Origin of the sequence: Streptomyces sp. SLBN-8D4, from assembly GCF_049739545.1 — a bacterium.
Taxonomy (GTDB): Bacteria; Actinomycetota; Actinomycetes; order Streptomycetales; family Streptomycetaceae; genus Streptomyces; species Streptomyces canus_C.
Genome location: NZ_JBMGQC010000001.1, coordinates 8,171,412 through 8,196,643, shown reverse-complemented (window position 1 = coordinate 8,196,643; position 25,232 = coordinate 8,171,412). Strand labels below are relative to the sequence as shown.

Below are 25,232 nucleotides of genomic sequence, written 5' to 3'. Positions count from 1 at the left end.
CCGCAACTGACCGCCGCTGCGGATCGTGAACGCCTGCCTGTGGGAACGCTACGAGGGCGCCGCTCTCGCCCACGACCTCGGCGAACCCGCCGGAGGGGTGCTGCCGCAGGACGTGGTCCAGGGTGCCGTCCGGCGCGCCGGCGCCCGTCATCCCGAGCTGAAGGTGACGTCCGAGGTGGTCTTCGAGGAGCCCGAGTACGCACTGGTGCGGGAGAGCCGCGGCGCCTGTGCGCTGGTGACCGGCACCCGCGGGCGCGGCGGCATGACCGAGGCCCTGCTGGGCTCCGTGAGCCTGACAGTGGCCGGACACGCCCACTGCCCGGTGATCGTCGTCCGGGGCAGCCATGACAACCGGGTCCGGTCCGGGCGCCAGGGCCTCATCGTCGTCGGGGCCGGAGACAGGACGACCTCGGCCTTCGCCTTCGAGGAGGCCGCGCGGCGCGGGGCGGCGGTGGAGGCGATACGGGCCTGGCGCTGCCCGGCACGCGCGAGCACCGACCACCCGCTGCTCGCCGGGGAGCCCGCCCGGCTGCACGAGCGGCAGGCGGTCGAGGCCCTGGACTCGGCACTCCAGGACGCGCCCGGCACTGCCGAGCTGCGCCGCCGAACCGTCGAGGGTCCTGCCGGGGCGGTGCTGGTCGACGCCTCGCACCACGCCGACCTCCTGATCGTGGGCGCCAGGCGCCGCCCTCGGCACTTCGGGCTCCAGCTGGGGCGGGTGGCCCACCGGGTGCTGCACCACTCCGCCTGCCCGGTAGCGATCGTGCCCGAGGAGGGGTGAGCGGCTCCGCTCAGAGACTCGCCGCGTGGTCGGGGACGTAGGTCTGCAGGTCGCGCGGCGGGCGCTGGTACCCGGTCGACCTCGGCCGTTCGGGCAGTTCGAGGACCGGCGGCGGGACCTCGCGGTACGGTACGGAGCCGAGCAGGTGGGCGATCATGTTCAGCCGGGCCCGGCGCTTGTCGTCGCTCTCCACGACGAACCACGGCGCCTCCGCGATGTCGGTGTGCACCAGCATCTCGTCCTTGGCCCGGGAGTACGCCTCCCAGTGGGTGATGGACTCCAGGTCCATCGGCGACAGCTTCCAGCGCCGCAGCGGGTCCTCCAGACGCTTGCGGAACCGCTCCTGCTGCTCGGTGTCGCTCACGGAGAACCAGTACTTGCGCAGCACGATCCCGGCCTCGACGAGCATCCGCTCGAAGATCGGGCACTGGCGCAGGAACAGCTGGTACTCCTCCCTGGTGCAGAAGCCCATCACGTGCTCGACGCCGGCCCGGTTGTACCAGGACCGGTCGAACAGCACGATCTCGCCGGCCGCCGGCAGGTGCTCGACGTACCGCTGGAAGTACCACTGGCTGCGCTCGCGCTCGGAGGGCTTCGGCAGCGCCGCGATCCGGGCGACACGGGGGTTGAGGTGCTCGGCGACCCGCTTGATGGTGCCGCCCTTGCCCGCCGCGTCCCGGCCCTCGAACACCACGACCACCCGGGCGCCCTCCGCACGCACCCACTCCTGAAGCCTCACCAACTCCGTCTGCAGACGCAGCAGTTCCTTCTCGTAGGTCTTGCGCGGCAGCTTCTCCGCGCCCTTCTCGGCCATGCCGCCTCCACCCTCCGACCACCGCCGGACAGCCATCCCGTGCCCAAGGTCGAAACCTGGCCGCCACCGTACGTTCCGCCACCGGCCCACGCACGCCGAAGGCCCGTCGACGCGCGGCCGAGCCTCCCCTGGGGCGTACCCCCGTCCTGCAGCCGCACCGCCGGGTGAGACCTGCGCACGGACCGTCCGTCCGGGCCGACGCGGAACGATGGTATCGGGGCGCCCGGCAGCGCCTCCGCGGTGGCACGGCAGTGCCGGGGCGCCCGGGCACGCCCGTCCGGCAGTCACCCACTCGCTCCCGGAGGTTGCCGAGCCGGCCGCCCGGGCAACCTCCTCCAGCCCGCCGCCACCCTGCGGCGCACAGCCCCGAGCACCCGCAGCCGGGCCTTGAGCCCCCACCAGGCTGCGCCCCGTCGGCACTGCGCCGGACAACCGCCGCAGCGCACCACGCGACACGGCGGAACGGACCCCCCGAACGGCCAGCGCCCGCCAGGGCCACACGCCGGGAAGACCAGGACCGCAACCGGTGTTCCCACACATGCCGAAGTCCCCCTCCCAAGGAGATCTACCGTGTACGGCGACCAAGCCACGATCCGCAAGATCCTCACCGAACTCGGCGACACCTGGGCCGTCGTGGGCCTGTCGTCGAATCAGGGGCGCGCGGCCTACCGCGTCGCCGAGGTGCTCCAGCGCCACGGCAAGCGGATCGTGCCGGTCCACCCCAAGGCGGAGACGGTGCACGGCGAGCAGGGGTACGCCTCCCTCGCGGACATCCCCTTCGACGTGGACGTGGTCGACGTGTTCGTGAACAGCGACCTGGCGGGGGCGGTCGCCGACGAGGCCGTGGCCAAGGGCGCGCAGGCGGTGTGGTTCCAGCTCGACGTCATCGACGAGCCCGCGTACGACCGCACCCGTGCCGCCGGCCTGGACATGGTCATGGACAAGTGCCCTGCGATCGAGATCCCCCGCCTGGGCTGATTCCTCTCCCGAATCCCTGAAACACTCGCAAGGAATTCCCCGCAGAGAAGTCAAATATACGACAACCGCCTTTAGTTCAAAGGAGGTTGATTCGTAATCTGGGGCCGCTCACACAGTAAATGTATGTAATTCGTGAGAGGCCCCCTAATTTATGGTAAGCGTCGATTCAGCACCGGGGACAAAGGGAACACCGGGCGGCGGCCTACGGCGGGACGTGGGGCTGATCGGGCTCATGTGGGCCTCGGTGGGTTCCATCATCGGCTCGGGCTGGCTCTACGGCGCCCAGGAGGCCGTCGTCGTGGCCGGCCCCGCGGCCGTGATCTCATGGGTGATCGGCGCGGTCGCCATCGCGCTGCTCGCCCTCGTCCACGCGGAACTCGGCGGAATGTTCCCGGTGGCGGGCGGCACCGCCCGCTATCCGCATTACGCTTTCGGCGGCCTCGCCGGAATGTCCTTCGGCTGGTTCTCCTGGCTCCAGGCGGCGACCGTGGCGCCGATCGAGGTCGAGGCGATGATCGGTTATGCCGGTCACTGGTCGTGGGCGCAGGGACTCCAGCACTCGGACAAGACGCTCACCACGAGCGGACTCCTCGTCGCCGTACTCCTCATGGCCGTCTTCGTGGTCGTCAACTTCCTCGGCGTACGGGCGCTCGCGCACACCAACAGCGCCGCCACGTGGTGGAAGATCGCGGTACCGCTGGCGGCCATCTTCATCATCGCGATCGGCAACTTCCACCCGGGCAACTTCCACTCGGAGGGCTTCGCGCCGTTCGGTGCCAAGGGGGTGCTGAGCGCGATCAGCACCAGCGGCATCATCTTCGCCCTGCTGGGCTTCGAGCAGGCCATCCAGCTGGCGGGCGAGAGCCGCAACCCCAGGCGTGACCTGCCGCGCGCGACCATCGGCTCGGTGGCGATCGGCGCGGTCATCTACGTACTGCTCCAGGTCGTGTTCATCGGCGCGCTGCCGCACAGCACGTTCGCGCACGGCTGGGCGAAGCTCGACTACCCCGGCATCAGCGGCCCATGGGCCGGCCTGGCGACCCTCGTGGGCCTCGGCTGGCTGAGCGTGGTGCTCTATCTGGACGCGGTGATCTCGCCGGGCGGCACCGGTCTCATCTACACGACCGCGACCTCGCGGGTCTCCTACGGCCTGTCCAGGAACGGCTACGCACCCAAGCTGTTCGAGCGGACCGACCGGCGGGGCGTGCCCTGGTTCGGCCTCGCGATCTCCTTCGTGACCGGCGTGGTCTGCTTCCTGCCCTTCCCGAGCTGGCAGCAGCTGGTCAGCTTCATCACCTCGGCGAGCGTCCTGATGTACGCCGGTGCCCCGCTGGCGTACGGCGTCTTCGCCGACCGCCTGCCCCAGCACGAGCGCCCCTACCGGCTGCCCGCCGGCTCGGTCCTGTCCCCGGTGTCCTTCGTGGTGGCCAACCTCATCATCTACTGGGCGGGTTGGCACACCCTGTGGCGGCTGGGCGCGGCGATCGTCCTCGGCTATGTGCTGCTCGGCGGTTACGCGCGCTACGCCCTCGCCAAGGGCCTGCCCGACGCGCCCCGCCTGGACTGGAGGGCCGCCCGGTGGCTGCCGGTCTATCTGGTGGGACTGGGCCTGATCTCCTGGCAGGGCGGCTTCGGCGGCGGCTCGGGCCGGATCGGTCTGTGGTGGGACATCCTGCTGATCTCGGTCTTCTCCCTCGCGATCTACTACTGGGCGCGGGCCACCGCGTCCCCGGCCGCGGAGATCGAGCGCAGCATCGACGAGGTCGCCGTCACCGACGCGCCCGCACACTGAGGCACCCGGCACCCGGCGCCCCTCCCCGCCCGCACCGCGTCGCCGACATAATGGCCCGGTGACCTCCCACTCCAACTCCGGTGCGCCGCAGCGCTTTCCGGTCGTCATAGTCGGTGCCGGACCCGCCGGGCTGACGGTCGGCAACATCCTCCGGGCCGCGGGCGTGGACTGCCTCGTGCTGGAGGCGGAGACCCGCGCGTTCATCGAGCAGCGGCCCCGCGCGGGCGTCATCGAGGAGTGGGCCGTGCGGGGTCTGCAGCGGCGCGGTCTGGCCGACGCCCTCCTGGAGCGCGCCCAGTTGCACACCGAGTGCGAGTTCCGCTTCGCCGGCGAGCGCTTCCGCTTCGGCTACGGCGAGCTGACGGGACAGCACCACTTCGTCTATCCGCAGCCCCTGTTGGTCACGGACCTGGTCCACGAGTACGCCGACGCGAGAGGCGGCGAGATCCGCTTCGGCGTCCAGGACGTCCGGCTGCACGACCTGGAGACGCCCCGGCCGTCCGTGTCGTACACCGATGCCGACACGGGCGAACGGCGGCTGGTCGAGTGCGAGTTCGTGGCCGGCTGCGACGGGGCCCGCGGGGTGAGCCGCACCGTTCTTCCCGAGACCACGCACATCGCCCGGCACGACTACGGCATCGGCTGGCTGGCCCTTCTCGCCGAGGCCCCGCCGTCCTCCGACTGCGTCCTGTTCGGCATCCACCCGAACGGTTTCGCCGGGCACATGGCCCGCAGCCCCGAGGTCACCCGCTACTACCTGGAGTGTCCGCCCGGCGACGACCCCGAGAACTGGTCCCACGACCGGATCTGGGCCGAACTCCAGCAGCGTCTGGGCGCGGAAGGCACCCCGCCGCTCACCGAGGGCCCGTTGATCGAGAAGCGCGTCCTCGACATGCACAACTACGTCGTCGAGCCCATGACGTACGGCCGCCTCTTCCTCGCGGGAGACTCCGCCCATCTGACCGCGCCCATAGCGGCGAAGGGCATGAACCTCGCCCTGCACGACGCATTCCTGCTCGGCGACGCGCTCGTCGCCCACCTCGGCAAGGACGACGGCAGCGGCCTCGACGGCTACTCGCAGGCCTGTCTGCGGCGCGTGTGGGACTACCAGGAGTTCTCGCAGTGGCTCTCGGAGGTCTACCACGGCACCTCGTCGGGCGACGAGTACCGCGCGGGCACCACCTTCGCCCGCCTCCGCCGCCTGTTCACCTCACCGTCGGCCGCGGCGGCCTTCGCGGAGCAGTATCTAGGTACGGCGGCCGCGTACTGATCCCTCAGTCGTGCACCGGCCGGTCGCTGAGCCGGTGGTCGGCCACGTTCAGGGCCTCGTCGACGAGCCGGCGCAGATGCCCGTCGCGCAGGGTGTAGATCACCCGGCGCCCCTCCTTCCGCGTGTTCACCAGCCCGGCCAGCCTGAGCCGCGCCAGGTGCTGGCTGACGGCCGGCCGGGCCGCCCCGCATGCCTCGGTGAGGGTCGTGACATCGGCCTCTCCCCCGGTCAGGGCGTGCAGGAGGGTGAGGCGGGTGCGGTCGCCGAGCAGCGCGAGGATCTCGGCGGCGAGGGCGAACTGTTCCTCGCCGGGGGTGCGCGGGTGCGCATCGTGTGCAGTTGATAGGTGCGTGCGTGCGCTCATACGCACATAATGGCTCCGTGGGCGCGGTACGTCCACCAGCGCGCGCATCGGAAGGGGCACCACGTGAGCGACCACGACCACCACCACGGCCATCCGCATGGTCACGAGCACCGACGCCACGGCTTCCGTCACCGCCTCGGTCACCTCCTCACCCCCCACTCCCACGAGACCGCCGACAAGCTCGACTCCGCCCTGGAGTCCTCCGCCCGCGGCCTGCGCGCCCTGTGGGTCTCGCTGGCGGTGCTGGGGGTCACGGCCCTGGCGCAGGCGGTCGTCGTGGCCGTGTCCGGGTCCGTCGCGCTGCTCGGCGACACGGTGCACAACGCGGCGGACGCGCTGACCGCCGTACCGCTGGGCATCGCCTTCGTGCTGGGCCGGCGTGCGGCCACCCGCCGATTCACGTACGGCTACGGCCGTGCCGAGGATCTCGCGGGCATCGTGATCGTGCTGACGATCGCCGCGAGCGCCGCCTTCGCGGGATGGGTGGCGATCGACCGGCTGCTCGATCCGCGTCCCGTGGCGCACGTCCCGGCGGTCGCCGCGGCGGCGCTGGTGGGCTTCGCGGGCAACGAGTGGGTCGCCCGCTACCGCATCCGGGTGGGCCGGGACATCGGCTCGGCCGCGCTGGTGGCGGACGGACTGCACGCCCGCACCGACGGGTTCACCTCACTGGCCGTGCTCGTCGGGGCCGGCGGCTCGGCCCTGGGCTGGCAACTCGCGGACCCGATCGTGGGGTTGGCGATCACGGCCGCCATCGCGCTGGTACTGCGCGATGCGGCTCGCGAGGTGTTCCGGCGGGTGCTCGACGCCGTCGACCCGGCCCTCGTGGACCGGGCCGAGGACGCGCTGCGGGAGGTCGAAGGGGTGCGCGGGGTCGGCGAGTTGAGGCTGCGCTGGATCGGGCACCGGCTGCGCGCGGAGGTGGCGGTCGTGGTGGACGGGGAGATGACGGTACGTCAGTCGCACGCGGTCGCCGTCGAGGCCGAGCACGCCCTGCTGCACGCGGTGCCCCGCCTCACGGCAGCCCTGGTGCACGCCGACCCGGCCCCGGCCCCGGGCGAGACCGACCCGCATCTCGCCCTCGCCCACCACGCGCCGGCCTGAGGTCAGGCGACGCCGAGCCCTTCGAGCACCACCGCACCGGGCAGTTCCGCGAAGGCCTTCCCCGGCACCAGCAGCTTGCCCCGCCGGCGTCCGCTGCCGACCAGGACGTACGGCAGGTCGACCACGGCCGGGTCGACCAGCACCGACCAGTCGGCGGGAAGCCCGATCGGGGTGATGCCGCCGTACTCCATGCCGGTCTCCCCCGTCGCGGTGTCCATCGAGGCGAACGAAGCCTTGCGCGCGCCGAGTTGACGACGGACGACCCCGTTGACGTCGACCCGGGTGGTGGACAGGGCCACGCACGCGGTGAGGGTGGTCTCGCCCCCGCGCTTGCCGGCCACCACGACACAGTTCGCCGACTGTTCGAGGAGCTCCCGGCCGTAGTGCTCCACGAAGACCGCGGTGTCGGCCCACTGCGGGTCGGTGTCGACGTACACGATCTGCTCGGCGGGGACGCTGCCGCTCCAGTGGCGTACGGCGTCGGCGACCGGGCGGATCAGCTCGTCGAGGGCGGCGGGGGCAGGGGTGGCGTGGTCGAAGTGTCCGATGGGTGCGTCCATGGCGGCACGCTAACAGCCGCTCAGGACACCGCCGGTACCGAGACGGCCATGACCATCTCCGTCGGTACCGTGCCCTGATTGCCGTACGTGTGCGGGGTGTTCGCCTCGAAGGAGGCGCTCGCGCCCGCGGGGACCCGGTGCTCCACCCCGTCGACGGTGAGGGTGAGCTCGCCGGCCAGGACATGCACGAGCTCGACCGTGCCCGTGGGGTGCGGGTCCGACGGGCTGCTCTCGCCGGGCATCAACCGCCAGTCCCACATCTCCAGCGGGCCAGGGGCCTCGGCGCCCGCGAGGAGCCGGTTGTAGCTCCCCGCGTCGGTGTGCCACAGCCGTACGGCCTGCTCGGCGGGGACGATCCGCACTTTGGGTCCCTGCTCGTAGTCGAGGAGCGTGGTGATGCTGATCCCGAGGGCGTCGCCGATCTTCACGACCGTCCCGAGACTGGGGTTGGTGCGGGCCTGCTCGATCTGGATCAGCATGCCGCGGCTGACGCCCGCTCGGGCGGCGAGCGTGTCCAGGGTGAATCCGCGCTCGGTCCGCCAGCGCTTGACGTTGCGCGCGAGGGACTGGGTCAGGAGGTCGAGGTCCGACACGTCACGTCCAATATTCTGTATGACACAGTGCAACTGAATGAACTACGGTGGGGTGCACCCGATCGTTCACCGAACTGTACTGCGAGGCGACCCATGACAGCATTCTTCGCCCTGGCCACCAGCCTGTTGTGGGGGCTGGCCGACTTCGGCGGCGGGGTGCTGACCCGACGGCTCCCGGCGCTCACCGTGGTGGTCGTGTCGCAGGGGATCGCGGCGGCCGTACTCGGCGCGATCGTGGCGGCGACCGGGGGCTGGAGCGAGGCGGGGCCCCGGCTGTGGTTCGCGTTCGCCGCGGGGCTGGCCGGACCGGTCGCCCTGATCTGCTTCTACAAGGCGCTCGCGCTGGGCCCGATGGGAGTCGTCTCCCCGCTGGGCACGCTGAGCGTGGCGGTCCCGGTGGGCGTCGGTCTCTGCCTCGGCGAGCGTCCCGGGGCGGTGCAGGCCGCGGGGATCGCGGTGGCCGTCGTCGGAGTGGTCCTGGCGGGCGGTCCCCAGGTGCGCGGGGCCCCGGTGCAGCGTCAGGCGATCGTCCTCACCCTGATCGCGGCTCTCGGCTTCGGCACGGTGTTCGTCCTGATCGCGGAGGCGTCCACGACGGTCACCGGCCTGTTCCTCGCCCTGTTCGTGCAGCGCCTGGTCAACGTGGCGGTGGGGGGCGCCGCTCTGTACGTCTCGGTGAAGCGGGGCGCCCCGGCCCTCCCGGCCACCGGCTTCCCCTGGCCGTCCCTCCCCGCGCTCGCCTTCGTCGGCCTCGCGGACGTGGCGGCGAACGGCACGTACTCGGTGGCCGCCCAGCACGGCCCGGTCACCGTGGCCGCCGTCCTCGCCTCGCTCTACCCGGTGGTCACGGCCCTGGCCGCCCGCGGCTTCCTCAGCGAACACCTCCGGACCCTCCAGGCAGCGGGCGCGGGCCTGGCCCTGGTCGGCACCCTGCTCCTCGCTACGGGCTGACTGCACACGGTTCAGTTCAGGGACCAGGGTGCATGTCGGTCCGCGTGGGCCGAGGGGGCAGTGGCGCTTCGTTGCGGGGCGGGCCCGGCCGACTGGGCCGAGGGCGGCGGAAGCGCCGAGGCCAGGTCAGCTCGGCCGGCCGCCTTCGCGACCCCGTCCAGGCGGATCACCGAGGGCTCGACCCACCTTGCGCCGAACTGCCCAGCCCCTCGGCCGAGTCGGCTCGCCAGGCACCGCCCCCACCCCTGAGCCCAGCCCACACCACGCACCTCTCAACGAACCGGCCCGGTCACGCCGCTGGCCCAGCCGAGTCCCCCTCCGCACTTCCCCGACCCGGTACACACCCGCCCTCGGCGCCCGGCGCTCCTCAGTCCAGTCCCGCAAGTCTTGTCGCCGCGTCCTCGTCCAGTTCGGCGAGTCTCGCCGCTGTCTCCTCGTCCAGGCCGGCCAGCGCGTTGAGCTGTTCCGCCGTGGCGCCCTCCGGGATCGGGACCGGTGCCGGGGTCCTGAGCGGTGGCTGCCAGCCGTCCTCAGCGGTCCATCGGCGTACGACCCGGGCGGGCGCCCCCGCCACCACGGCGTGGTCCGGCACCACACCCCGGACCACGGCACCGGCGGCGACCACGACGTTCCGGCCGATCCGCGCCCCCGGCAGAATCACCGCCCCGGTCCCGATCCAGCACCCCGGCCCGATCTCCACAGGCTCCATCCGCGGCCACTGCTTGCCGATGGGCTCGTGGGGATCGTCGTAGGAGTGATTGGTGGACGTGACATAGACGTACGGCCCGAAGTAGCAGTCGCTGCCGATGGTGACCGTGGTGTCGGCGATGACGTGGCTGCCGCGCCCCAGCACGACTCCGTCGCCGATGCGCAGGATCGGCTCCGGGCCGAGGTCCAGGTCGGGCATCAGACCGGCGGTCAGGGTGACCTGCTCGCCGACGATGCAGTGGGAGCCGACATGGATCCACGGCTCACCGAACACCGTGCCCAGCGGAAAGGCCAGGCGGCTGTGCGCACCCAGCGCGCCGAAGCGGAAGCGCCCCGGGCGCTCGGCCGTGACCGAGCCCGTGCGCTGCACCCAGGCCCAGCCCGCGTGGACGGCACGCTGGACGAGGCGGCCCCGCCAGGATGAGAACGCGTTCTTGTTCTTCGGCACGAGCTCACGGTACTGAGCACACGCCGTCCGCATGAGTCCGAGGGCTTGTGATCTTCGCCCCACCGGGTGGCGTACGGTTCGGGATATCGCGAACCAGGAGGCGAAATGGCGCACAAGGCGTTGATCACGGGCATCGGCGGAAGGGAACCGAGGATCGACGGGGAGGCCTTCGTGGCGCCCACCGCCTCGGTGATCGGGGACGTGACGCTTCAGGCGGGGGCCAGTCTCTGGTACGGCGCGGTGGCCCGCGGCGACGTAGAACGCATCTCAGTCGGCGCCCAGAGCAACATCCAGGACAACTGCACGCTGCACGCCGACCCCGGCTTCCCGGTGACGATCGGCGAGCGGGTCTCCGTGGGGCACAACGCCGTAGTCCACGGCGCGACGGTCGAGGACGACTGCCTGATCGGCATGGGCGCGACGGTCCTCAACGGCGCGGTGATCGGCGCCGGTTCGCTGGTCGCGGCACAGGCACTGGTCCCGCAGGGCATGCAGGTCCCGCCGGGTTCCCTGGTGGCGGGCGTACCGGCGAAGGTGCGACGGGAGCTGACGGAGGAGGAGCGACAGGGGGTCACCCTGAACGGAACGCTCTACGCGGACCTGGCCAAGGCCCACCACGAGGTGCACGAGGCACCGTGAGGGTCACTCGGCGGCCGGGACGGGCTCCGGTTCGGCCGCCTGCGGCTGGGCCGTCGCCTTCTTCGCCTTGCGCTTCAGCACGAGCATCGAGGTGAGCCCGATCAGCACGGCCAGCACCAGCCCGAGCCACGAGAACCGCTTCAGCCAGGACTCCGCGACGATTCCGACGTAGTAGATGACCGCCGTCGTGCCGCCCGCCCAGATGATCCCGCCCAGGACGTTGGCGATCAGGAACTTCCAGTACGGCATCCGCAGCACACCGGCGAGCGGCCCGGCGAAGATCCTCAGCAGTGCGACGAAGCGGCCGAAAAACACCGCCCACATGCCCCACTTCTCGAAGGACCGCTCCGCCGTGGCGACATGGCCCTCGCTGAAGTGTCTCGGGAACTTGTCGCCCAGCCAGGTGAGCAACGGCCGGCCGCCCTTGCGTCCGATCGCGTAGCCGATGGAGTCACCGACGACCGCCCCGACGCTGGCGCATGCGCCGAGCACCACGGGGTTGACCCCCGCGTGCTGCGAGGACAGCAGCGCGGCGGAGACCAGGATGATCTCGCCGGGCAGCGGAATGCCCAGGCTTTCCAGGCCGATGACCAGGCCCACCAGGGCGTAGACAGCGGCCGGGGGCACGGTGTCGAGCCATTCCTGGACGTGCAACGCCGGTTCCTCCTGAGTCGCGTTCCCGGCGCGCGCCACTACAGACGCACGCCGAGGCAGCCTACCGGTTCACGAGAACCGGTGTCCGGTGCGCGGGGTCACCCGCCGATGCCCCGCACCGCACCGGCGAGGAGTGCGGCCGGCGTCGAAATACCGGGCGCCGTCACCGATCTCACGGTGCCCACGACCGCGCCCACCGCCGGTCCGGCGTCGCTGTGGTCGACCTGGGCAACCCGGGTCCGGTACTGCCCGGGTGGGGTTCCGTGCTGGTCCGAGGGCTGACCGGAACTCGGTTCGCGGGAGGCGTCGGGACCGGAAGGCGGGGCCGGGGCGAGATGGGGTGCGACCGGATCCTCGCCCGGCCCTCCGGAGGGCAGGCCGGGTTCCGTGTCCTGCGGCGACCGCGTGCCCTGTTGTCCCGGCGCGCTCTCGCCGGTGGACTCCAGCAGCCACCGCTGTCCCTTCGAGCCGTTCCGCTCGGTGATGACGACGGTGTCACCCTTTCCGGGCGCGACCAGGAGCCCCTTCCCGCGGCGCAGCAGCAGTTCGCCGCGCACGGTGAGGTCGTAGCGGACCTCCCCTGTGCGGGTCAGGCAGTCGGCGACCACGACCGACCGCCTCTCGGTGTCCGCGTCGAGGCAGAGCCCGGGGTCGGCCGCGCTGCGCAGCAGTCCGTCCGCCTGGTACGTCCACTGCTGGGACCCGGCGGCGGAGCACTCCGCCAGTACGGCCTTCGCCCCCGCCACGGTCCGGGCGTCGTGGGTGTCGAGACACAGACCGGCGTCGGCACTGCGGAGCCTGCCGTGGCCGACCTCGACGGGGTGGCTCATGGAGGCGGTGGACGGGGACCCGGTGCCCTGGGTGACCTCCGACCGGCTCGGCCGTACGGTGTTGCCGCTCACCGCGCCCCAGGTGGCGCCCGGGGTCGGAGCCCCGCCGTCCTCGGACCAGCCCTTGGCGACCAGCACCGTCGCGAGCAGGGCCAGGGAGGTCAGACCGGCGCCCACGAGAACGGCCCTGGCGCCCCTGCGCGGCTGGGCGAGGAAACCCGCCGGGACAGGGCGGTGCCGCCCGCCGGGCTTCGTGCGGGCCGTACCGGACGGGGACGCGACCGGGGCCGGGCGCTCGGCCACCCGCGCAGGCCGTGAGTCGAGATAGCGGTGGGCGCCCCAGCCGAGCACCGTCTCGGCGAGCAGCACCTCCAGGCCGCCCTCGAAATGGCTGAGCTGTTCGGCGGCGTGACGGCAGTAACGGCATTCCGTCAGATGTTTGCGAACATCGGGCAGAAGGCCCCCGCCCCGACGAATCGGGACATCCAGGAGACGATTGTAGAAACGGCATTCACTGGTGGGCGCGAGTTCCCGGTGGGCACGGACACATCCGGTACGGAATTGCTCGCGCGCCTGCTCGACGGCGGCCGCCGCACGGGCCGTGTCCACACCCAGCAGACCGGCCGGTACGGATATGGGTTCGGCCTCGACCTCGACATGCCACAACAGGCATTGGGAAGCCCCGGGAAGGGCCCGGAATGCGCGCTCGGCGAGCAGTCGCCTTTCGGGGGTGGCGGACCTCGCCGCGCGTAGACCACGGCCGCCGATCGTCTTGCGGAGTTCCGGCAGTACGCCGGCGATTTCGTCGTCCGCGGCCCACTCCTTGACGAACTCCCTGACCGCGACGAGAAGTTGGGGACGCAGTGCGCCGTCACCCGCCCGGCCGAGCACGCGGTGAAAAGCAGCAGCGGCCGCCATCGAGGCCGAACCGGACCAGGAGGCGAGGCAGATGACGGAGTACGCGTAGGTCGCCTGCCAGTGTCGCGCCATCAGCAGGGCGACGGCATGGCCGTCCACGCCGTTCTCCCCCAGCCGGGCCAGGAGATTGCGGTCGGACTCCGCCGGACCCGATCCGGGGCGTGGCGGGTAAGGGGGACGTGGGGGGTAAGCGGATTGCACGGGACCTATTCCTTCCAAGCCGAAGGAACGCATGGAATATGCGCTCCCCGGAAAGCAGGTGCCTGATTGGTGCATACCTATGCCGTGTCAGATTGTGACCCGGCCGTCGCAGGGCGCTCACCTTCGCACGATTGGCGCACAGCAAACAAGAAGGTGGAGTGAACCATGTTCAAAAAGAGGCGAGTTCAGAAAAGTTACCGCCGGTATCCGCACCCGTATTCGAAATAAGCGGGACACGGGAGTCGGGTTGTGCACGGCGGCCGGATGCTTGGCACACGAAATCTCCCGCCCCCGCCCGGTCCGCAGCGGGGTCCACAGCGGACTCTCGGGCATCTCCCGGTGTGCTCTCATGCCCGTGCCGCAGCATGATCCGCATGATCGTCCCCCACACGACCGACACCCCCGTCCCCACCCGCACGGTCCGCAAGGCGGTCGTTCCGGCCGCCGGGCTCGGCACCCGGTTCCTGCCGGCGACCAAGGCGACGCCGAAGGAGATGCTCCCGGTCGTCGACAAGCCGGCCATCCAGTACGTCGTCGAGGAGGCCGCCGCGGCCGGGCTCGACGACGTACTGATGGTGACCGGCCGCCACAAGCGTGCCATCGAGGACCACTTCGACAACGCCTTCGAGCTGGAGCAGGCCCTCGCGGCGAAGGGCGACGCGGTACGGCTCGACGCCGTGCGCGATCCCGCACGCCTGGCCAACATCCACCACATCCGCCAGGGCGAGCCGCTCGGCCTCGGCCACGCGGTGCTCTGCGCCCGCCGCCACGTCGGCGACCAGCCCTTCGCCGTCCTCCTCGGCGACGACCTGATCGACCCGAGCGAGACCCTGCTCAGCACGATGCTCGACGTCCGCGAGCGGCACGCGGGCAGCGTGGTCGCCCTCATGGAGGTGCCTCGCGAGCAGATCCACCTCTACGGCTGCGCGGCGGTGGAGCCGACCGGGGAGGAGGGCGTGGTCCGCGTGACCGGCCTCGTGGAGAAGCCCTCCCCCGAAACCGCCCCCAGCGCCTACGCGGTCATCGGCCGCTACGTCCTCGACCCCGCCATCTTCGACGTCCTGGAACGCACTGAGCCGGGCCGCGGCGGCGAGATCCAGCTCACCGACGCCCTCCAGACCCTCGCGACCGACGCCTCGGTCCACGGCGTCGTCTTCGACGGCCTCCGCTACGACACCGGCGACAAGGCCGACTACCTCCGCACGGTGGTCCGCCTGGCCTGCGCCCGCCCCGACCTGGGCCCGGAATTCACCACCTGGCTCAAGGGGTTCGTGGCGGAGCTGGAGAGCGGGGAGGGGGTCGGACGGGGACGGGGGTGGGCGGCCTGAGGGACGGATGCCGCCGCTCCCTCCAACTCAGCCGTTCGGGCGCAGGGTCCACACCACCGTCATCTCGCCGGTGACCGCCCCGTCGCCGCGGCGGATCTCGATCGTGACCGGGAACTCGGGGCGCTCCCCGGCGTCGAGCTGGGCGACCACCTCGGAGGCCGGGCGGCCCAGGGTCGCCGTGGCGGTGACCGGGCCCATCGCGAGCTTGCGGTAGGCGATCTCGGCGTTGACGGCCAGCGGGACCGCACGCGAGAGCTGGTCGCCGAAGGCGGCCAGGACGACCGCCCCGCTGGCCGACTCGGCGAGCGTGAACATGGCCCCGGCGTGCGGCCCGCCCACGTGGTTGTGGAACTCGCCCTGGTCGGGCAGGGCGACCACGACCTTCTCCGGGCCGGTCTCCAGGAACTCGAGGTTCAGGGTCCGCACCATGGGCACGGTCGCGGCGAGCATCTCACCGACGGACATCTGGTCTGCGCTCATACCCAGGATGTTACCCACGGGTAGATCGCACTGACCAGGCCCGGCACCAGTGATCGGCGTCTCCTCCCGGTCTGGCCCGCAAATCGTTTGGCAAGGCGGCACCACGGCGGCGATAGTCGGCCGGTGACCCCCTCCACCGACACCTCCCGCGTCCGCAGGCCCGCCTGGGCGAGCCGCAACTACGGCCTGCTGACCGCCGCCGCGTTCATCACCAACCTCGGCAGCAACGCCGCACTGATCGCCGCCGCGTTCGCCGTGCTGGAGGCGGGCGGCGACAGCGGCGACGTGGGCCTGGTGGCCGCCGCGCGCACCCTCCCGCTGGTGGTGTTCCTGCTGATCGGCGGGGCCGTGGCGGACCGCCTGCCCCGGCACAGGGTGATGGTCGCGGCCAACACCCTCAACTGCCTCTCCCAGGGCGCGTTCGCCGTCCTCGTCCTGGCCGGCGAACCCCGGCTGTGGCAGATGATGCTGCTGACCGCCCTCGGCGGAACCGGCCACGCGTTCTTCAGCCCGGCGGCCGAGGGCATGCTGCTGTCCTCGGTGAGCGGCGAACAGGCCGGCCGGGCCTTCGCGGTGTTCCGGATGGCGATGCAGGGCGCGGCGCTGGGCGGTGCCGCGCTCGGCGGTGCGATGGTCGCCGCGGTAGGCCCCGGCTGGGTGCTCGCGGCGGACGCCCTCGCGTTCGCGGTCGCCGGTTCGCTGCGTGCCTTCCTCGACGTCAGTCACATCCCGGCCCGCGCACCGGGCGCCGGCATGCTCGCCGACCTGCGGGACGGCTGGCGCGAGGTCGCGAGCCGGCCGTGGCTGTGGGGCATCGTCGTCCAGTTCTCCGTGGCCAACGCGGTCCTGGGCGCCGCCGACGCGGTCTACGGCCCGCTCGTCGCCCGGGACGACCTGGGCGGCGCGGGCCCCTGGGGCGTGGCCCTCGCCTTCTTCGGCGCCGGGACCGTCGTAGGGGCTCTCCTCATGACCCGGTGGAAACCGCACCGGCTGCTGTTCGTGGGAATCCTCTGTGTGTTCCCGATGGCGTTGCCGTCCGCCGCGCTGGCCGTGCCGGTGTCGGTGCCCCTGCTGTGCACGGCGATGTTCGTGGCCGGCGCGACCGTCGAGGTGTTCGGCGTCTCCTGGATGACCGCCCTGCACCAGGAGATACCGGAGGACAAGCTCTCCCGCGTCTCGGCCTACGACTGGTTCGGTTCGGTCGCCCTCATGCCTCTCGCGGCGGCGCTGGCGGGGCCCGCGGAATCGGCGTTCGGACGCTCCGCGGCCCTGTGGGGCTGCTCGGGCCTGATCGCCGCGGTCACGGCGGCCGTCCTGTGCGTGCCGGACGTCCGCAACCTGCGCCGGAGCACCAAGCAGGTGGCCCAGGTCGCCGTGACCGGCTCAGCCGATGCCGAACGCCCCGTCGGGGGGCTCGGGTGACGCCACGGCCTCCGTGTCCCGCACCGGCCGCGCCGCAGCGATGAACTTCCGCAGCCCGGCGCCGTGTTCGACCCGGGCGGGGAACGCGTCGGCCGCCGTGCGCCGTGCCATGGCCGCCGTGTCGAGAGGCACCCGCGCGGCGACGAGCACCGCGTTCCCGAACCGCCGCCCGCGCAGCACCCCCGGCTCGGCGATCAGCACGAGCTCCTCGAACGAGTCGGCGAAGTTGGCCAGTTGGGACCGGAGAAAGGCGAAGGGTGCCGCGTCGGCGAGGTTCGCGAGATAGAGCCCGTCGCTCCGGAGCACCCGTGCGGCCTCGCGGGCGTACTCCAAGGAGGTCAGGTGCGCCGGGACCCGGGACCCGCCGAAGACGTCGGCGACCAGCACATCGGCACAGTCCGCAGGGGCACTTTCCAGCCACGCCCGCGCATCGGCCGCGTGCAGCGCGATCCCGGACCCGTCCGGAAGCGGCAGCTGCTCGACGACCAGGTCCAGCAGAGCCCGGTCGGCCTCGACGACGTCCTGCCGGGACCCGGGCCGGGTGGCGGCCAGATACCTCGGCAGCGTCAGAGCACCCCCGCCGAGATGCACGACGTCCAGCGCCCGCCCCGCCTCCCCGATGCCGTCGAGGACGTGCCCGAGCCGCCGCGTGTACTCGAACTCCAGATGCGTCGGCTCGTCCAGGTCGACGTACGACTGCGGAGCCCCGTCCACGGTCAGCAGCCAGGCACGCTCCCGATCGACGTCGGGCATCAACTTGGCGAACCCGTGATCGACGGCACGGGCGACGGGAAGCGACTCGGTCATGCTGCAATTGTGCCTGGCCGAAAGCGCCCTGTTGGGGGCGCGGGGAACTGCGCGACCAGTCACAAACCGGCCCGCAGTCCCCCCACGACCGAACCGCCCTCATACAAGGGCAGTGACGGTCCCCGCCCCGACGGTCCGCCCGCCCTCACGGATGGCGAATCCGAGCCCCGGCTCAAGCGGCACGTCCCGACCCAGTTCAACGGTCATCACGACGCGATCCCCGGGCCGGGCGACCCCCACCTCACCCAGGTCCACATCCCCCACGACATCCGCCGTACGGATGTAGAACTGCGGCCGGTACCCGGTGGAGACGGGTGTCGTACGCCCGCCCTCCCGCGCCGACAGCACGTACACCTGCGCGGTGAAGCGACGGCTGGGCACGACACTGCCGGGCTCGGCCACGACATGGCCCCGCCGTACCGCGTCCCGGGGAACCCCGCGCAGCAGCAACGCCACGTTGTCCCCGGCCTGCGCCTCCTCCATCGGCTTGCCGAAGGTCTCGACGCCGGTCACCACCGTCTCCAGGGCGGCCCCGAGCACGTCGACCCGGTCCCCGACCCGCACGGTGCCCCGCTCGACCGCACCGGTCACCACGGTCCCCCGGCCGGTGATGGTCAGCACGTTCTCCACGGGCATCAGGAACGGCGCGTCCAGATACCGCTCGGGAATGGGCACGTAGGTGTCCACCGCGTCGAGCAGCGCCTCGATCGACGCCGTCCAGCGCGGGTCCCCCTCCAGCGCCTTCAGCCCGGAGACCCGTACGACGGGCACGGCGTCGCCGCCGTAGCCGTGCGCGGTGAGCAGCTCGCGGACCTCCAGCTCGACGAGCTCGACCAGTTCCTCGTCGGCCGCGTCGGCCTTGTTGAGGGCGACCACCACGTGGTCGACGCCCACCTGCCGCGCGAGCAGCACGTGTTCGGCGGTCTGCGGCATGATCCCGTCGAGCGCGGAGACGACGAGGATCGCCCCGTCGAGCTGCGCGGCCCCGGTGACCATGTTCTTGACGTAGTCGGCGTGGCCCGGCATGTCCACGTGCGCGTAGTGCCGGGTGTCGGTCTCGTACTCGACGTGCGCGATGTTGATGGTGATCCCGCGCGCGGCCTCCTCCGGGGCGCGGTCGATGCGGTCGAACGGCACGAACGTGCCGCTGCCGCGCTCGGAGAGCACCTTGGTGATGGCGGCGGTCAGGGTGGTCTTGCCGTGATCGACATGACCCATCGTGCCGATGTTCAGGTGCGGCTTGGTGCGCACGTAAGCGGTTTTGGACATGGCTGTACCTCGAAGCCTCTTCGTGTTCGCGGAGGAACGGGGACCCCGAGGACTCGCCGACCCTCCCCCTGCGGGGTCCGCCGGACTGTCCGGGAAGGGTCAGCTTCGGGCGCCGTCTGCGGCGACCAGGAACACGGGAACGGCAGCCTTCGGCGCATCCGCGACTGCGGATGCTGCGAGAGCGAAGGCGTACCGGAACATGACGCAGATCATGTCCGACGCGTCGTCCCACGTCGAACGGTTTTTTGTCACCGCCCGTCGTCGCCCGTCCGCACAACCGACGGCATCCGTACGGCGATCACCCCTCGGTGTCGGTTACCGTCACAGGATGCTCGATGCCACCACCCGCTCTGGGGGCACCGCCACGGCCACTCCCCCGGCCATCGCCACGGAGTTCGCTCTCCCCGCCCCCGCTCCGGTGGGTCTCACCGCCCGCTGCACGAGAGTGCTGCTGTCGCCGTGGTCCCGGCTCTCCCTGCTCGTCGCGCTGCTCGCGGGCGCCGCGTCCACGGTCCTGCTGTTCGAGCCGCAGAGACTGCTCTCGGACGGCTGGCCGCCCCAGCTCGGCGGAGTGGCGGCCGCTGTCGTGTTCGGGGTGGCGTACGGGCTGTGCACGGTGGCGTTCGTGCCGCGGCCACTGCTCAATCTGGCCGCCGGAGCCCTCTTCGGGTCGCAACTCGGGCTCGCCTCGGCGCTCGCGGGCACGGTGCTCGGCGCGGGGATCGCGTTCGGTCTGGGCCGGGTGCTCGGGCAGGAGGCGCTGCGTCCGCTGTTGCGGGGGCGATGGCTGAAGGCGGCGGACGGGCAGTTGAGCCGGCACGGGTTCCGCTCGATGCTGGCCGCGCGGCTGTTCCCCGGGGTGCCCTTCTGGGCTGCCAACTACTGCGCCGCCGTGTCCCGAATGGGTTATGTGCCGTTCCTCGTCGCGACGGCGCTCGGGTCGATCCCGAACACCGCCGCGTACGTGGTCGCTGGGGCGCGGGCCTCAGCCCCGACCTCGCCGGCGTTCCTGATCGCCATGGCCGCGATCGCCCTGCCGGGGTTGGCGGGTGCGGTGGTCGCGTGGCGCAAGCGGCATCATCTGCGTCGCCCTTGAAGTCTGCGGCGCCCCTGAAGGACGCCGATCACACCCTCTCCAGAATCATCGCGTTGGCCAGTCCGCCCGCCTCGCACATCGTCTGGAGGGCGTAACGGGCCCCGCGTTCCCGCATCGCGTGCACCAGCGTCGTGGTCAGACGGGTGCCGCTCGCTCCCAAGGGGTGGCCTATCGCGATCGCGCCCCCGTGGACGTTGACCTTGGCCGGATCCGCGCCCGTCTCCTGCCGCCAGGCCAGGACCACGCTGGAGAACGCCTCGTTGACCTCGAACAGGTCGATGTCGTCGAGGGTGAGGTGGGCCCTGCGCAGGACCTGCTCGGTGGCCGGGATGACGCCGGTGAGCATGAGGATCGGGTCGGAGCCGGTGACGGCGAAGCTGTGCAGGCGGGCCAGGGGGCGCAGGCCCAGGCGTTCGGCCGTCTCGCCCGACATGATGAGGACGGCCGAGGCGCCGTCGTTGATCGGGCTGGCGTTGCCCGCCGTGACGTTCCACTCGATCTGGGGGAAGCGTTCGGCGAAGTGCGGGTCGTAGTAGGCGGGCTTGAGGCCGGCGAGGATCTCGGGGGTGCTGCCCGGGCGGACGCACTCGTCGCGCGAGACGCCCTCCAGGGGTGCGACCTCGGCGTCGAAGAGGCCCTGCTCCCAGGCCGCCGCGGCCTTGCGGTGCGAGGAGACGGCGAAGTCGTCCATCTGCTCGCGGCCGATCGACCACTTGGCGGCGATGAGTTCGGCGCTGATGCCCTGCGGGACCAGGCCCTCCTCGTAGCGTGCGGCGACCCCGGGGCCGAAGGGGTCCTTGCCCTCGGGGACGTTCGACCACATCGGCACGCGGCTCATCGACTCGACCCCGCAGGCGACGACGATGTCGTACGCGCCCGCCATCACGCCCTGCGCGGCGAAGTGCACGGCCTGCTGGGAGGAACCGCACTGGCGGTCCACGGTGGTCGCCGGGACCGTCTCCGGGAACCCGGCCGACAGGGCCGCGTAGCGGGTGGTGTTCATGGCCTGCTCGCCGACCTGGTCGACGGTGCCGCCGATGACGTCGTCGATGAGCGCCGGGTCGACGCCGGAGCGCTCGACGAGGGTGCGCAGGGTGTGGGCGAGGAGTTCGACGGGGTGCACGTGCGCGAGGGCGCCGCTCGGCTTGCCCTTGCCCACGGGGGTGCGTACGGCTTCGACGATGACTGCGTCACGCATGGTGCGGGCCTCCATCAATGATGGGCGATTACTAGCGAGTAGGAAATCCAAACTCACCATAGTTCGACGAGTTGGAAAATCCAACCCTCCCTTAGACTGGGGTTCATGGCCGCCACCAAAGACCCGCGCCCCTGCTCCATCGCCGACACCCTGGCGCTCGTCGGCGAGAAGTACTCCCTGCTCGTGCTGCGGGAGGTCTGCCTGGGCAACAGCCGCTTCGACCAGCTCGTGCGCAACATCGGGGCCCCGCGCGACATCCTGGCCACCCGGCTGCGCCGGCTTGTCGACGCCGGGATCCTCACGAAGCGCGCCTACAGCGAGCGGCCGCAGCGCTTCGAGTACCGGCCCACGCAGGCAGGGCTCGAACTGGAACCCGTGCTGCTGACCCTCATGGCCTGGGGAGACCGGCACGTGCGCAACGACGACGGCCGGCCGATGGTCGTCGAGCACGGCTGCGGCAACGAACTGCTGCCCGTGGTCACCTGCTCCGCCTGTGGGGACACGGTCCGCCACGAGGACCTGACAGCTCACCCCCAGGCCCCCGGCTGGACGGTGACCGGACCGACGGCGGCCTGACCGCCCCTGTGGCCGGGCCGTCACCGGGGGGCGTTACGCTGCCCTCGCACCCCGATCACCGCGCCCGGTGATGCGGCGCGCCCCGACTCCCGCCACACGACCAGCACTTGGACGCCGTAACTTCATGTCTTGGTTCGAATCACTCATCCTCGGACTCGTCCAGGGGCTGACCGAGTTCCTTCCCGTCTCCTCCAGCGCCCATCTGCGCCTGACCGCGGCCTTCTCGGGCTGGAAGGACCCCGGGGCGGCCTTCACCGCGATCACCCAGATCGGCACCGAGGCCGCCGTGCTGATCTACTTCCGCAAGGACATCGGGCGGATCGTCTCGACGTGGAGCCGTTCCCTCGTCAAGAAGGAGCTGCGCGGCGACCACGACGCCCAGATGGGCTGGCTGGTGATCGTCGGGTCCATCCCCATCGGCGTGCTGGGGCTGCTGTTCAAGGACCAGATCGAGGGGCCGTTCCGCGATCTGCGCATCACCGCCACGATGTTGATCGTCGTCGGTATCGTCATCGGCGTCGCGGACCGGCTGGCGGCACGCGACGAGACCGGCGGGCGGCATCGCGCGCCCAAGCAGCGCAAGGGACTTGAGGACCTCGGCGTCAAGGACGGCCTGATCTTCGGCCTGTGCCAGTCCATGGCCCTCGTCCCCGGCGTCTCCCGCTCCGGCGCCACCATCAGCGGCGGCCTCTTCATGGGCTACCGGCGCGAGTCCGCGGCCCGTTACTCCTTCCTCCTCGCCGTCCCGGCCGTACTCGCCTCCGGGCTCTTCGAGTTGAAGGACGCCCTGGAGAGCGACCACGTCTCCTGGGGCCCCACGATCTTCGCCACGGTGATCGCCTTCGTCGTCGGTTACGCGGTCATCGCCTGGTTCATGAAGTTCATCTCGACCAAGAGCTTCATGCCCTTCGTCTGGTACCGCATCGCCCTCGGCGTCGTCATCATCGCCCTGGTCACGATGGGCGTCCTGAGCCCCCACGCGGCGGAGTCGGCGGGCTGAGTCACCGGCGGTCCGCACCCGACCGCCCCGCAACCGGGCGGCCGCCCCGAAATCCGTGACCCATCACATACGTTGTGCGTAGCCGTCCGGTAGCGGACTGTCAGTGCTTGCGCCTAGGCTTGTGCGCATGTCCCCCGATTCCGTGACCCGTGGTTCCGTGCGGTCTGCTGCCGAGGTGAACGAGCAGATCCGGGCGCTCTGGATGCGTGCCGGCGGCACGCTGTCGTCACAGGAGCGCGCGGAGTACGAGCTGTTGGTGGTCGAATGGGCGGCCGCGATCCGCGATGACGTCATCAAGGCGGCCTGAGCTCCCAGGAAAAAGGCGCATCCCTCGAAGTGAGGTCATGCCATGAGAGCGATCGTCGTGGGCGCGGGCATCGGCGGCCTGACCGCGACACTGAGCCTGCTCCGGGCGGGCCATGACGTGACCCTCGTCGAGCAGTCGCGGCGGCTCACCGAGATCGGCGCCGGCATCCAGCTCGCCCCCAACGCCACCCGCGTACTGCGCCGGCTGGGGCTGCTCGACACCGTCGCCGAACAGTCCACGCGCCCGGCCCACATGAGCTTCCGCACCTGGTCCGACGGTTCCGAGATCTGCCGTTACGTCATCGGACGCGAGGCGGAGGAGGAGTTCGGGGCGCCGTACCTCCAGCTCCACCGGGCCGATCTCCAACGCGCCCTGGTGGCCGCCGTACCGCCCGATGCGCTGCGTCTTGCCACCGCCGTCGTGGGGATCGACCAGGACGACAGCGCGGCCCACGTGACCACGGCGAGCGGCGAACGCCTGGACGCCGACCTCGTCGTGGCCGCCGACGGCATCCGCTCCGCCGCCCGCCGGTGGCTCTTCGGCGCGGACGAGGCGGTGTTCTCGCACACCGCCGCCTACCGGGCCCTCCTCCCCGCCGCGGAGGTCGCCGACCTGGATCTCCCCGAGTACGCGGGCTGGCTCGGCCCGGACCGCCACGTCGTCCACTACTGGCTGCGCGGCGGCGAACTCCTCAACATGGTGGCCGTGTTCGTGACGGACCGGGCCGCCCAGGAGTCGTGGACCGCGCGGGCGGAACCCGGTGAGCAGCTGCGCACCTTCGCCGGCTGGGACCCCCGGCTGCTGAGCGTTCTCGACCGCGCGGGCCAGGTGTTCCGCTACGGCATCCACACGCGTGCCCCGCTCCCGCGCTGGAACCTCGGCCGGGTCACGCTCCTCGGGGACAGCGCCCACGCCATGGTGCCCTTCCAGGCCCAGGGTGCGGCCCAGGCCGTCATGGACGCGGCCGTCCTCGGCGACTGCCTCACCGACACGGCACCTGCCGAGGTGCCCGAGGCTCTGGATCGGTACGTCCGCAGACGGGCCCCGGCGGCCACGACCGTGCAGGCGAGCTCCACCCGCGCGGGCGACGACTACCACCTGCCGGACGGCCCCGAGGCCGAGGCCCGCAACGCCCGCATGGTCGCCCTCGCGGCCGAGAACAGATTCGGCCCGCACTCCACCGCCTGGCCCCTCGACGTCCTGGCCAACGACTGACCGCCCGCCCCCGCTCACCAGCCGCCCCGATCGTCCCCATCGTGCAGGCGACCTCCACCCCCGCCGCCGACGACAACCCCAGGCCCGACGGCCCCGCGACAAACGCCCGCAACGCCCGCATGGTCGCCCTCGCGGCCGAGAACAGATTCGGCCCGCACTCCACCGCCTGGCCCCTCGACGTCCTGGCCAACGACTGACCGCCCGCCCCCACTCACCAGCCGCCCCGATCGTCCCCACCGTGCAGGCGACCTCCACCCCCGCCGCCGACGACGCCGACCCCAGGCCCGACGCCCCCGCGACAGACGCCCGCAACTGATTGCCCGCCCCACTCACCGGCCGTCCCGATCGTCCCCCGCCCCGCCCTCCGAATGTCCCCGCACGCCCCTTGGCTCGGCTCGCCCCATGCCCAACACTGAGCCGATGACGCAGCGTGTGGAGCTCGCGACCGTGATGGACCGGCTGACCGTGGACGCACTCGTCACCGATTACGCCGTGGCCGTGGACGACGGCGACTGGGAGGCGTACCGGGGACTGTTCACCTCGGACGGGCGGGCCGACTACCGCTCGGCCGGCGGGATCGAGGGGGACGCGCACCACGTCGCCGCATGGCTCGCGGAGAGCCTGCGGCTGTTCTCGATGCGCCAACATCTGATCGTCAACCGCCGCGTCCGCTTCGGCACCCTGGACCAGGACACCGGCGACACGGCCGTCGTCCAGGCCGACTACATCAACCCCATGCGCCTCGCCGACGACGCCCCCTCCACCGCCCCCGACTTCGTCTGCGGTGGCCGCTACGCCTTCGCCCTGCTGCGCACGGACGACGGCTGGCGGCTGCGCGAGGTCGTCGTGCGGGAGAAGTGGCGGCGTCTGCCGGACCCCCGGAGCACACCTGTGATCAACTGAGCCGACACCCTCGGGGTGGTCAACCA

Annotated in this window: 26 protein-coding genes and 1 pseudogene; 16 read left to right on the top strand and 11 right to left on the bottom strand. The window is 71.7% G+C overall.

The features are described 5' to 3' along the window. Positions 1-13 precede the first annotated feature (13 nt). Positions 14-781, top strand: a pseudogene (locus RKD20_RS37300) (universal stress protein); the annotation flags it as partial. Between the two features lie 10 nt (positions 782-791). Here RKD20_RS37300 and ppk2 read toward each other — a convergent pair. Continuing rightward, entirely contained in the window at positions 792-1,595 is an 804-nt protein-coding gene (gene ppk2, locus RKD20_RS37295) for a polyphosphate kinase 2 (RefSeq protein ID WP_424881543.1), read from the bottom strand. A gap of 570 nt (positions 1,596-2,165) precedes the next feature. On the opposite strand from ppk2, the gene RKD20_RS37290 reads away from it, so the two are divergent. The 3 genes from RKD20_RS37290 (at position 2,166) to RKD20_RS37280 (ending at position 5,635) form a co-directional block, all read left to right on the top strand. Next, positions 2,166-2,573 (top strand): CoA-binding protein, encoded by a 408-nt coding sequence (locus tag RKD20_RS37290; RefSeq protein WP_424881542.1) that lies wholly within the window; start codon positions 2,166-2,168, stop codon positions 2,571-2,573. Between the two features lie 151 nt (positions 2,574-2,724). Then, entirely contained in the window at positions 2,725-4,365 is a 1,641-nt protein-coding gene (locus RKD20_RS37285) for an APC family permease (protein ID WP_424881541.1), read from the top strand. A gap of 58 nt (positions 4,366-4,423) precedes the next feature. Further along, positions 4,424-5,635, top strand: coding sequence for a 4-hydroxybenzoate 3-monooxygenase (locus RKD20_RS37280; protein ID WP_424881540.1), 1,212 nt, complete (start codon positions 4,424-4,426; stop codon positions 5,633-5,635). A gap of 4 nt (positions 5,636-5,639) precedes the next feature. Here RKD20_RS37280 and RKD20_RS37275 read toward each other — a convergent pair whose 3' ends face one another. Beyond that, positions 5,640-5,999: an ArsR/SmtB family transcription factor gene (locus RKD20_RS37275; RefSeq protein ID WP_424881539.1), complete on the bottom strand. Its 360-nt coding sequence runs from the start codon at positions 5,997-5,999 to the stop codon at positions 5,640-5,642. Positions 6,000-6,062: 63 nt separating this feature from the next. Here RKD20_RS37275 and RKD20_RS37270 point away from each other — a divergent pair, with 63 nt between their 5' ends. Beyond that, positions 6,063-7,103: a cation diffusion facilitator family transporter gene (locus tag RKD20_RS37270; RefSeq protein ID WP_424881538.1), complete on the top strand. Its 1,041-nt coding sequence runs from the start codon at positions 6,063-6,065 to the stop codon at positions 7,101-7,103. Positions 7,104-7,105: 2 nt separating this feature from the next. Here the strand turns inward: RKD20_RS37270 and RKD20_RS37265 are convergent, their stop codons facing one another. Then, complete coding sequence (locus tag RKD20_RS37265; RefSeq protein WP_424881537.1) at positions 7,106-7,663, bottom strand: YbaK/EbsC family protein; 558 nt, start codon at positions 7,661-7,663, stop codon at positions 7,106-7,108. Positions 7,664-7,683: 20 nt separating this feature from the next. After that, a complete protein-coding gene (locus tag RKD20_RS37260; RefSeq protein ID WP_424881536.1) occupies positions 7,684-8,256 on the bottom strand; it encodes a helix-turn-helix domain-containing protein in 573 nt (190 codons plus the stop codon). A gap of 93 nt (positions 8,257-8,349) precedes the next feature. Here RKD20_RS37260 and RKD20_RS37255 point away from each other — a divergent pair, with 93 nt between their 5' ends. Then, positions 8,350-9,207 (top strand): EamA family transporter, encoded by an 858-nt coding sequence (locus RKD20_RS37255; protein ID WP_424881535.1) that lies wholly within the window; start codon positions 8,350-8,352, stop codon positions 9,205-9,207. 367 nt (positions 9,208-9,574) lie between these two features. On the opposite strand, the gene RKD20_RS37250 is transcribed toward RKD20_RS37255, so the two are convergent. Further along, a complete protein-coding gene (locus RKD20_RS37250) occupies positions 9,575-10,363 on the bottom strand; it encodes an acyltransferase (protein ID WP_037903108.1) in 789 nt (262 codons plus the stop codon). 105 nt (positions 10,364-10,468) lie between these two features. Between RKD20_RS37250 and RKD20_RS37245 the strand changes: the two genes are divergently transcribed. Further along, positions 10,469-11,002: a gamma carbonic anhydrase family protein gene (locus RKD20_RS37245; protein WP_424881534.1), complete on the top strand. Its 534-nt coding sequence runs from the start codon at positions 10,469-10,471 to the stop codon at positions 11,000-11,002. Positions 11,003-11,005: 3 nt separating this feature from the next. Here RKD20_RS37245 and RKD20_RS37240 read toward each other — a convergent pair whose 3' ends face one another. Next, on the bottom strand, positions 11,006-11,656 hold the full coding sequence (locus RKD20_RS37240; RefSeq protein ID WP_424881533.1) for a DedA family protein: 651 nt from the start codon (positions 11,654-11,656) through the stop codon (positions 11,006-11,008). Between the two features lie 98 nt (positions 11,657-11,754). Continuing rightward, positions 11,755-13,503 (bottom strand): ricin-type beta-trefoil lectin domain protein, encoded by a 1,749-nt coding sequence (locus RKD20_RS37235; protein ID WP_424881532.1) that lies wholly within the window; start codon positions 13,501-13,503, stop codon positions 11,755-11,757. Positions 13,504-13,979: 476 nt separating this feature from the next. On the opposite strand from RKD20_RS37235, the gene galU reads away from it, so the two are divergent. Then, the gene (gene galU, locus RKD20_RS37230; protein WP_424881531.1) at positions 13,980-14,933 is read left to right on the top strand and encodes a UTP--glucose-1-phosphate uridylyltransferase GalU; all 954 of its coding nucleotides are present in this window, start codon (positions 13,980-13,982) and stop codon (positions 14,931-14,933) included. A gap of 27 nt (positions 14,934-14,960) precedes the next feature. Here the strand turns inward: galU and RKD20_RS37225 are convergent, their stop codons facing one another. Then, positions 14,961-15,398, bottom strand: a complete 438-nt coding sequence (locus RKD20_RS37225; protein WP_007380505.1) for a DUF4442 domain-containing protein — start codon at positions 15,396-15,398, stop codon at positions 14,961-14,963. Positions 15,399-15,536: 138 nt separating this feature from the next. Here RKD20_RS37225 and RKD20_RS37220 point away from each other — a divergent pair, with 138 nt between their 5' ends. After that, positions 15,537-16,835, top strand: a complete 1,299-nt coding sequence (locus tag RKD20_RS37220; RefSeq protein ID WP_424881530.1) for an MFS transporter — start codon at positions 15,537-15,539, stop codon at positions 16,833-16,835. On the opposite strand, the gene RKD20_RS37215 is transcribed toward RKD20_RS37220, so the two are convergent. Both RKD20_RS37215 and tuf read right to left on the bottom strand, forming a co-directional pair. Beyond that, entirely contained in the window at positions 16,797-17,642 is an 846-nt protein-coding gene (locus RKD20_RS37215) for a spermidine synthase (RefSeq protein WP_424881529.1), read from the bottom strand. The genes RKD20_RS37220 and RKD20_RS37215 overlap by 39 nt on opposite strands. Positions 17,643-17,741: 99 nt before the next feature. Then, positions 17,742-18,911 (bottom strand): elongation factor Tu, encoded by a 1,170-nt coding sequence (gene tuf / locus RKD20_RS37210; RefSeq protein WP_424881528.1) that lies wholly within the window; start codon positions 18,909-18,911, stop codon positions 17,742-17,744. Positions 18,912-19,239: 328 nt separating this feature from the next. On the opposite strand from tuf, the gene RKD20_RS37205 reads away from it, so the two are divergent. Next, positions 19,240-20,007: a TVP38/TMEM64 family protein gene (locus RKD20_RS37205; RefSeq protein ID WP_381342377.1), complete on the top strand. Its 768-nt coding sequence runs from the start codon at positions 19,240-19,242 to the stop codon at positions 20,005-20,007. A 28-nt stretch (positions 20,008-20,035) separates the two neighbouring features. Here the strand turns inward: RKD20_RS37205 and RKD20_RS37200 are convergent, their stop codons facing one another. After that, complete coding sequence (locus tag RKD20_RS37200) at positions 20,036-21,205, bottom strand: thiolase family protein (RefSeq protein ID WP_424881527.1); 1,170 nt, start codon at positions 21,203-21,205, stop codon at positions 20,036-20,038. 105 nt (positions 21,206-21,310) lie between these two features. Here RKD20_RS37200 and RKD20_RS37195 point away from each other — a divergent pair, with 105 nt between their 5' ends. The 6 genes from RKD20_RS37195 (at position 21,311) to RKD20_RS37170 (ending at position 25,206) form a co-directional block, all read left to right on the top strand. Then, on the top strand, positions 21,311-21,781 hold the full coding sequence (locus RKD20_RS37195; RefSeq protein ID WP_424881526.1) for a winged helix-turn-helix transcriptional regulator: 471 nt from the start codon (positions 21,311-21,313) through the stop codon (positions 21,779-21,781). Positions 21,782-21,905: 124 nt separating this feature from the next. Further along, positions 21,906-22,781, top strand: coding sequence for an undecaprenyl-diphosphate phosphatase (locus RKD20_RS37190; protein WP_424881525.1), 876 nt, complete (start codon positions 21,906-21,908; stop codon positions 22,779-22,781). A gap of 127 nt (positions 22,782-22,908) precedes the next feature. Further along, positions 22,909-23,088, top strand: a complete 180-nt coding sequence (locus RKD20_RS37185) for a hypothetical protein (RefSeq protein WP_424881524.1) — start codon at positions 22,909-22,911, stop codon at positions 23,086-23,088. A 42-nt stretch (positions 23,089-23,130) separates the two neighbouring features. Further along, positions 23,131-24,303, top strand: coding sequence for an FAD-dependent monooxygenase (locus RKD20_RS37180; protein ID WP_424881523.1), 1,173 nt, complete (start codon positions 23,131-23,133; stop codon positions 24,301-24,303). Between the two features lie 41 nt (positions 24,304-24,344). After that, a complete protein-coding gene (locus RKD20_RS37175) occupies positions 24,345-24,500 on the top strand; it encodes a hypothetical protein (RefSeq protein WP_424881522.1) in 156 nt (51 codons plus the stop codon). A 223-nt stretch (positions 24,501-24,723) separates the two neighbouring features. Then, positions 24,724-25,206, top strand: a complete 483-nt coding sequence (locus tag RKD20_RS37170) for a nuclear transport factor 2 family protein (RefSeq protein ID WP_424881521.1) — start codon at positions 24,724-24,726, stop codon at positions 25,204-25,206. Positions 25,207-25,232: the final 26 nt, after the last annotated feature.

Coding starts and splice junctions, on each gene's coding strand:
- RKD20_RS37245 (WP_424881534.1), top strand. CDS start 10,469: ATGGCGCACAAGGCGTTGATCACGGGCATCGGCGGAAGGGAACCGAGG.
- RKD20_RS37185 (WP_424881524.1), top strand. CDS start 22,909: ATGTCCCCCGATTCCGTGACCCGTGGTTCCGTGCGGTCTGCTGCCGAG.
- RKD20_RS37190 (WP_424881525.1), top strand. CDS start 21,906: ATGTCTTGGTTCGAATCACTCATCCTCGGACTCGTCCAGGGGCTGACC.
- RKD20_RS37180 (WP_424881523.1), top strand. CDS start 23,131: ATGAGAGCGATCGTCGTGGGCGCGGGCATCGGCGGCCTGACCGCGACA.
- RKD20_RS37170 (WP_424881521.1), top strand. CDS start 24,724: ATGACGCAGCGTGTGGAGCTCGCGACCGTGATGGACCGGCTGACCGTG.
- RKD20_RS37205 (WP_381342377.1), top strand. CDS start 19,240: ATGCTCGATGCCACCACCCGCTCTGGGGGCACCGCCACGGCCACTCCC.
- RKD20_RS37265 (WP_424881537.1), bottom strand. CDS start 7,663: ATGGACGCACCCATCGGACACTTCGACCACGCCACCCCTGCCCCCGCC.
- galU (WP_424881531.1), top strand. CDS start 13,980: ATGATCGTCCCCCACACGACCGACACCCCCGTCCCCACCCGCACGGTC.
- RKD20_RS37285 (WP_424881541.1), top strand. CDS start 2,725: ATGGTAAGCGTCGATTCAGCACCGGGGACAAAGGGAACACCGGGCGGC.
- RKD20_RS37215 (WP_424881529.1), bottom strand. CDS start 17,642: ATGACCGAGTCGCTTCCCGTCGCCCGTGCCGTCGATCACGGGTTCGCC.
- RKD20_RS37195 (WP_424881526.1), top strand. CDS start 21,311: ATGGCCGCCACCAAAGACCCGCGCCCCTGCTCCATCGCCGACACCCTG.
- RKD20_RS37200 (WP_424881527.1), bottom strand. CDS start 21,205: ATGCGTGACGCAGTCATCGTCGAAGCCGTACGCACCCCCGTGGGCAAG.
- tuf (WP_424881528.1), bottom strand. CDS start 18,911: ATGTCCAAAACCGCTTACGTGCGCACCAAGCCGCACCTGAACATCGGC.
- RKD20_RS37225 (WP_007380505.1), bottom strand. CDS start 15,398: ATGTCCGTCGGTGAGATGCTCGCCGCGACCGTGCCCATGGTGCGGACC.
- RKD20_RS37255 (WP_424881535.1), top strand. CDS start 8,350: ATGACAGCATTCTTCGCCCTGGCCACCAGCCTGTTGTGGGGGCTGGCC.
- RKD20_RS37275 (WP_424881539.1), bottom strand. CDS start 5,999: ATGAGCGCACGCACGCACCTATCAACTGCACACGATGCGCACCCGCGC.
- ppk2 (WP_424881543.1), bottom strand. CDS start 1,595: ATGGCCGAGAAGGGCGCGGAGAAGCTGCCGCGCAAGACCTACGAGAAG.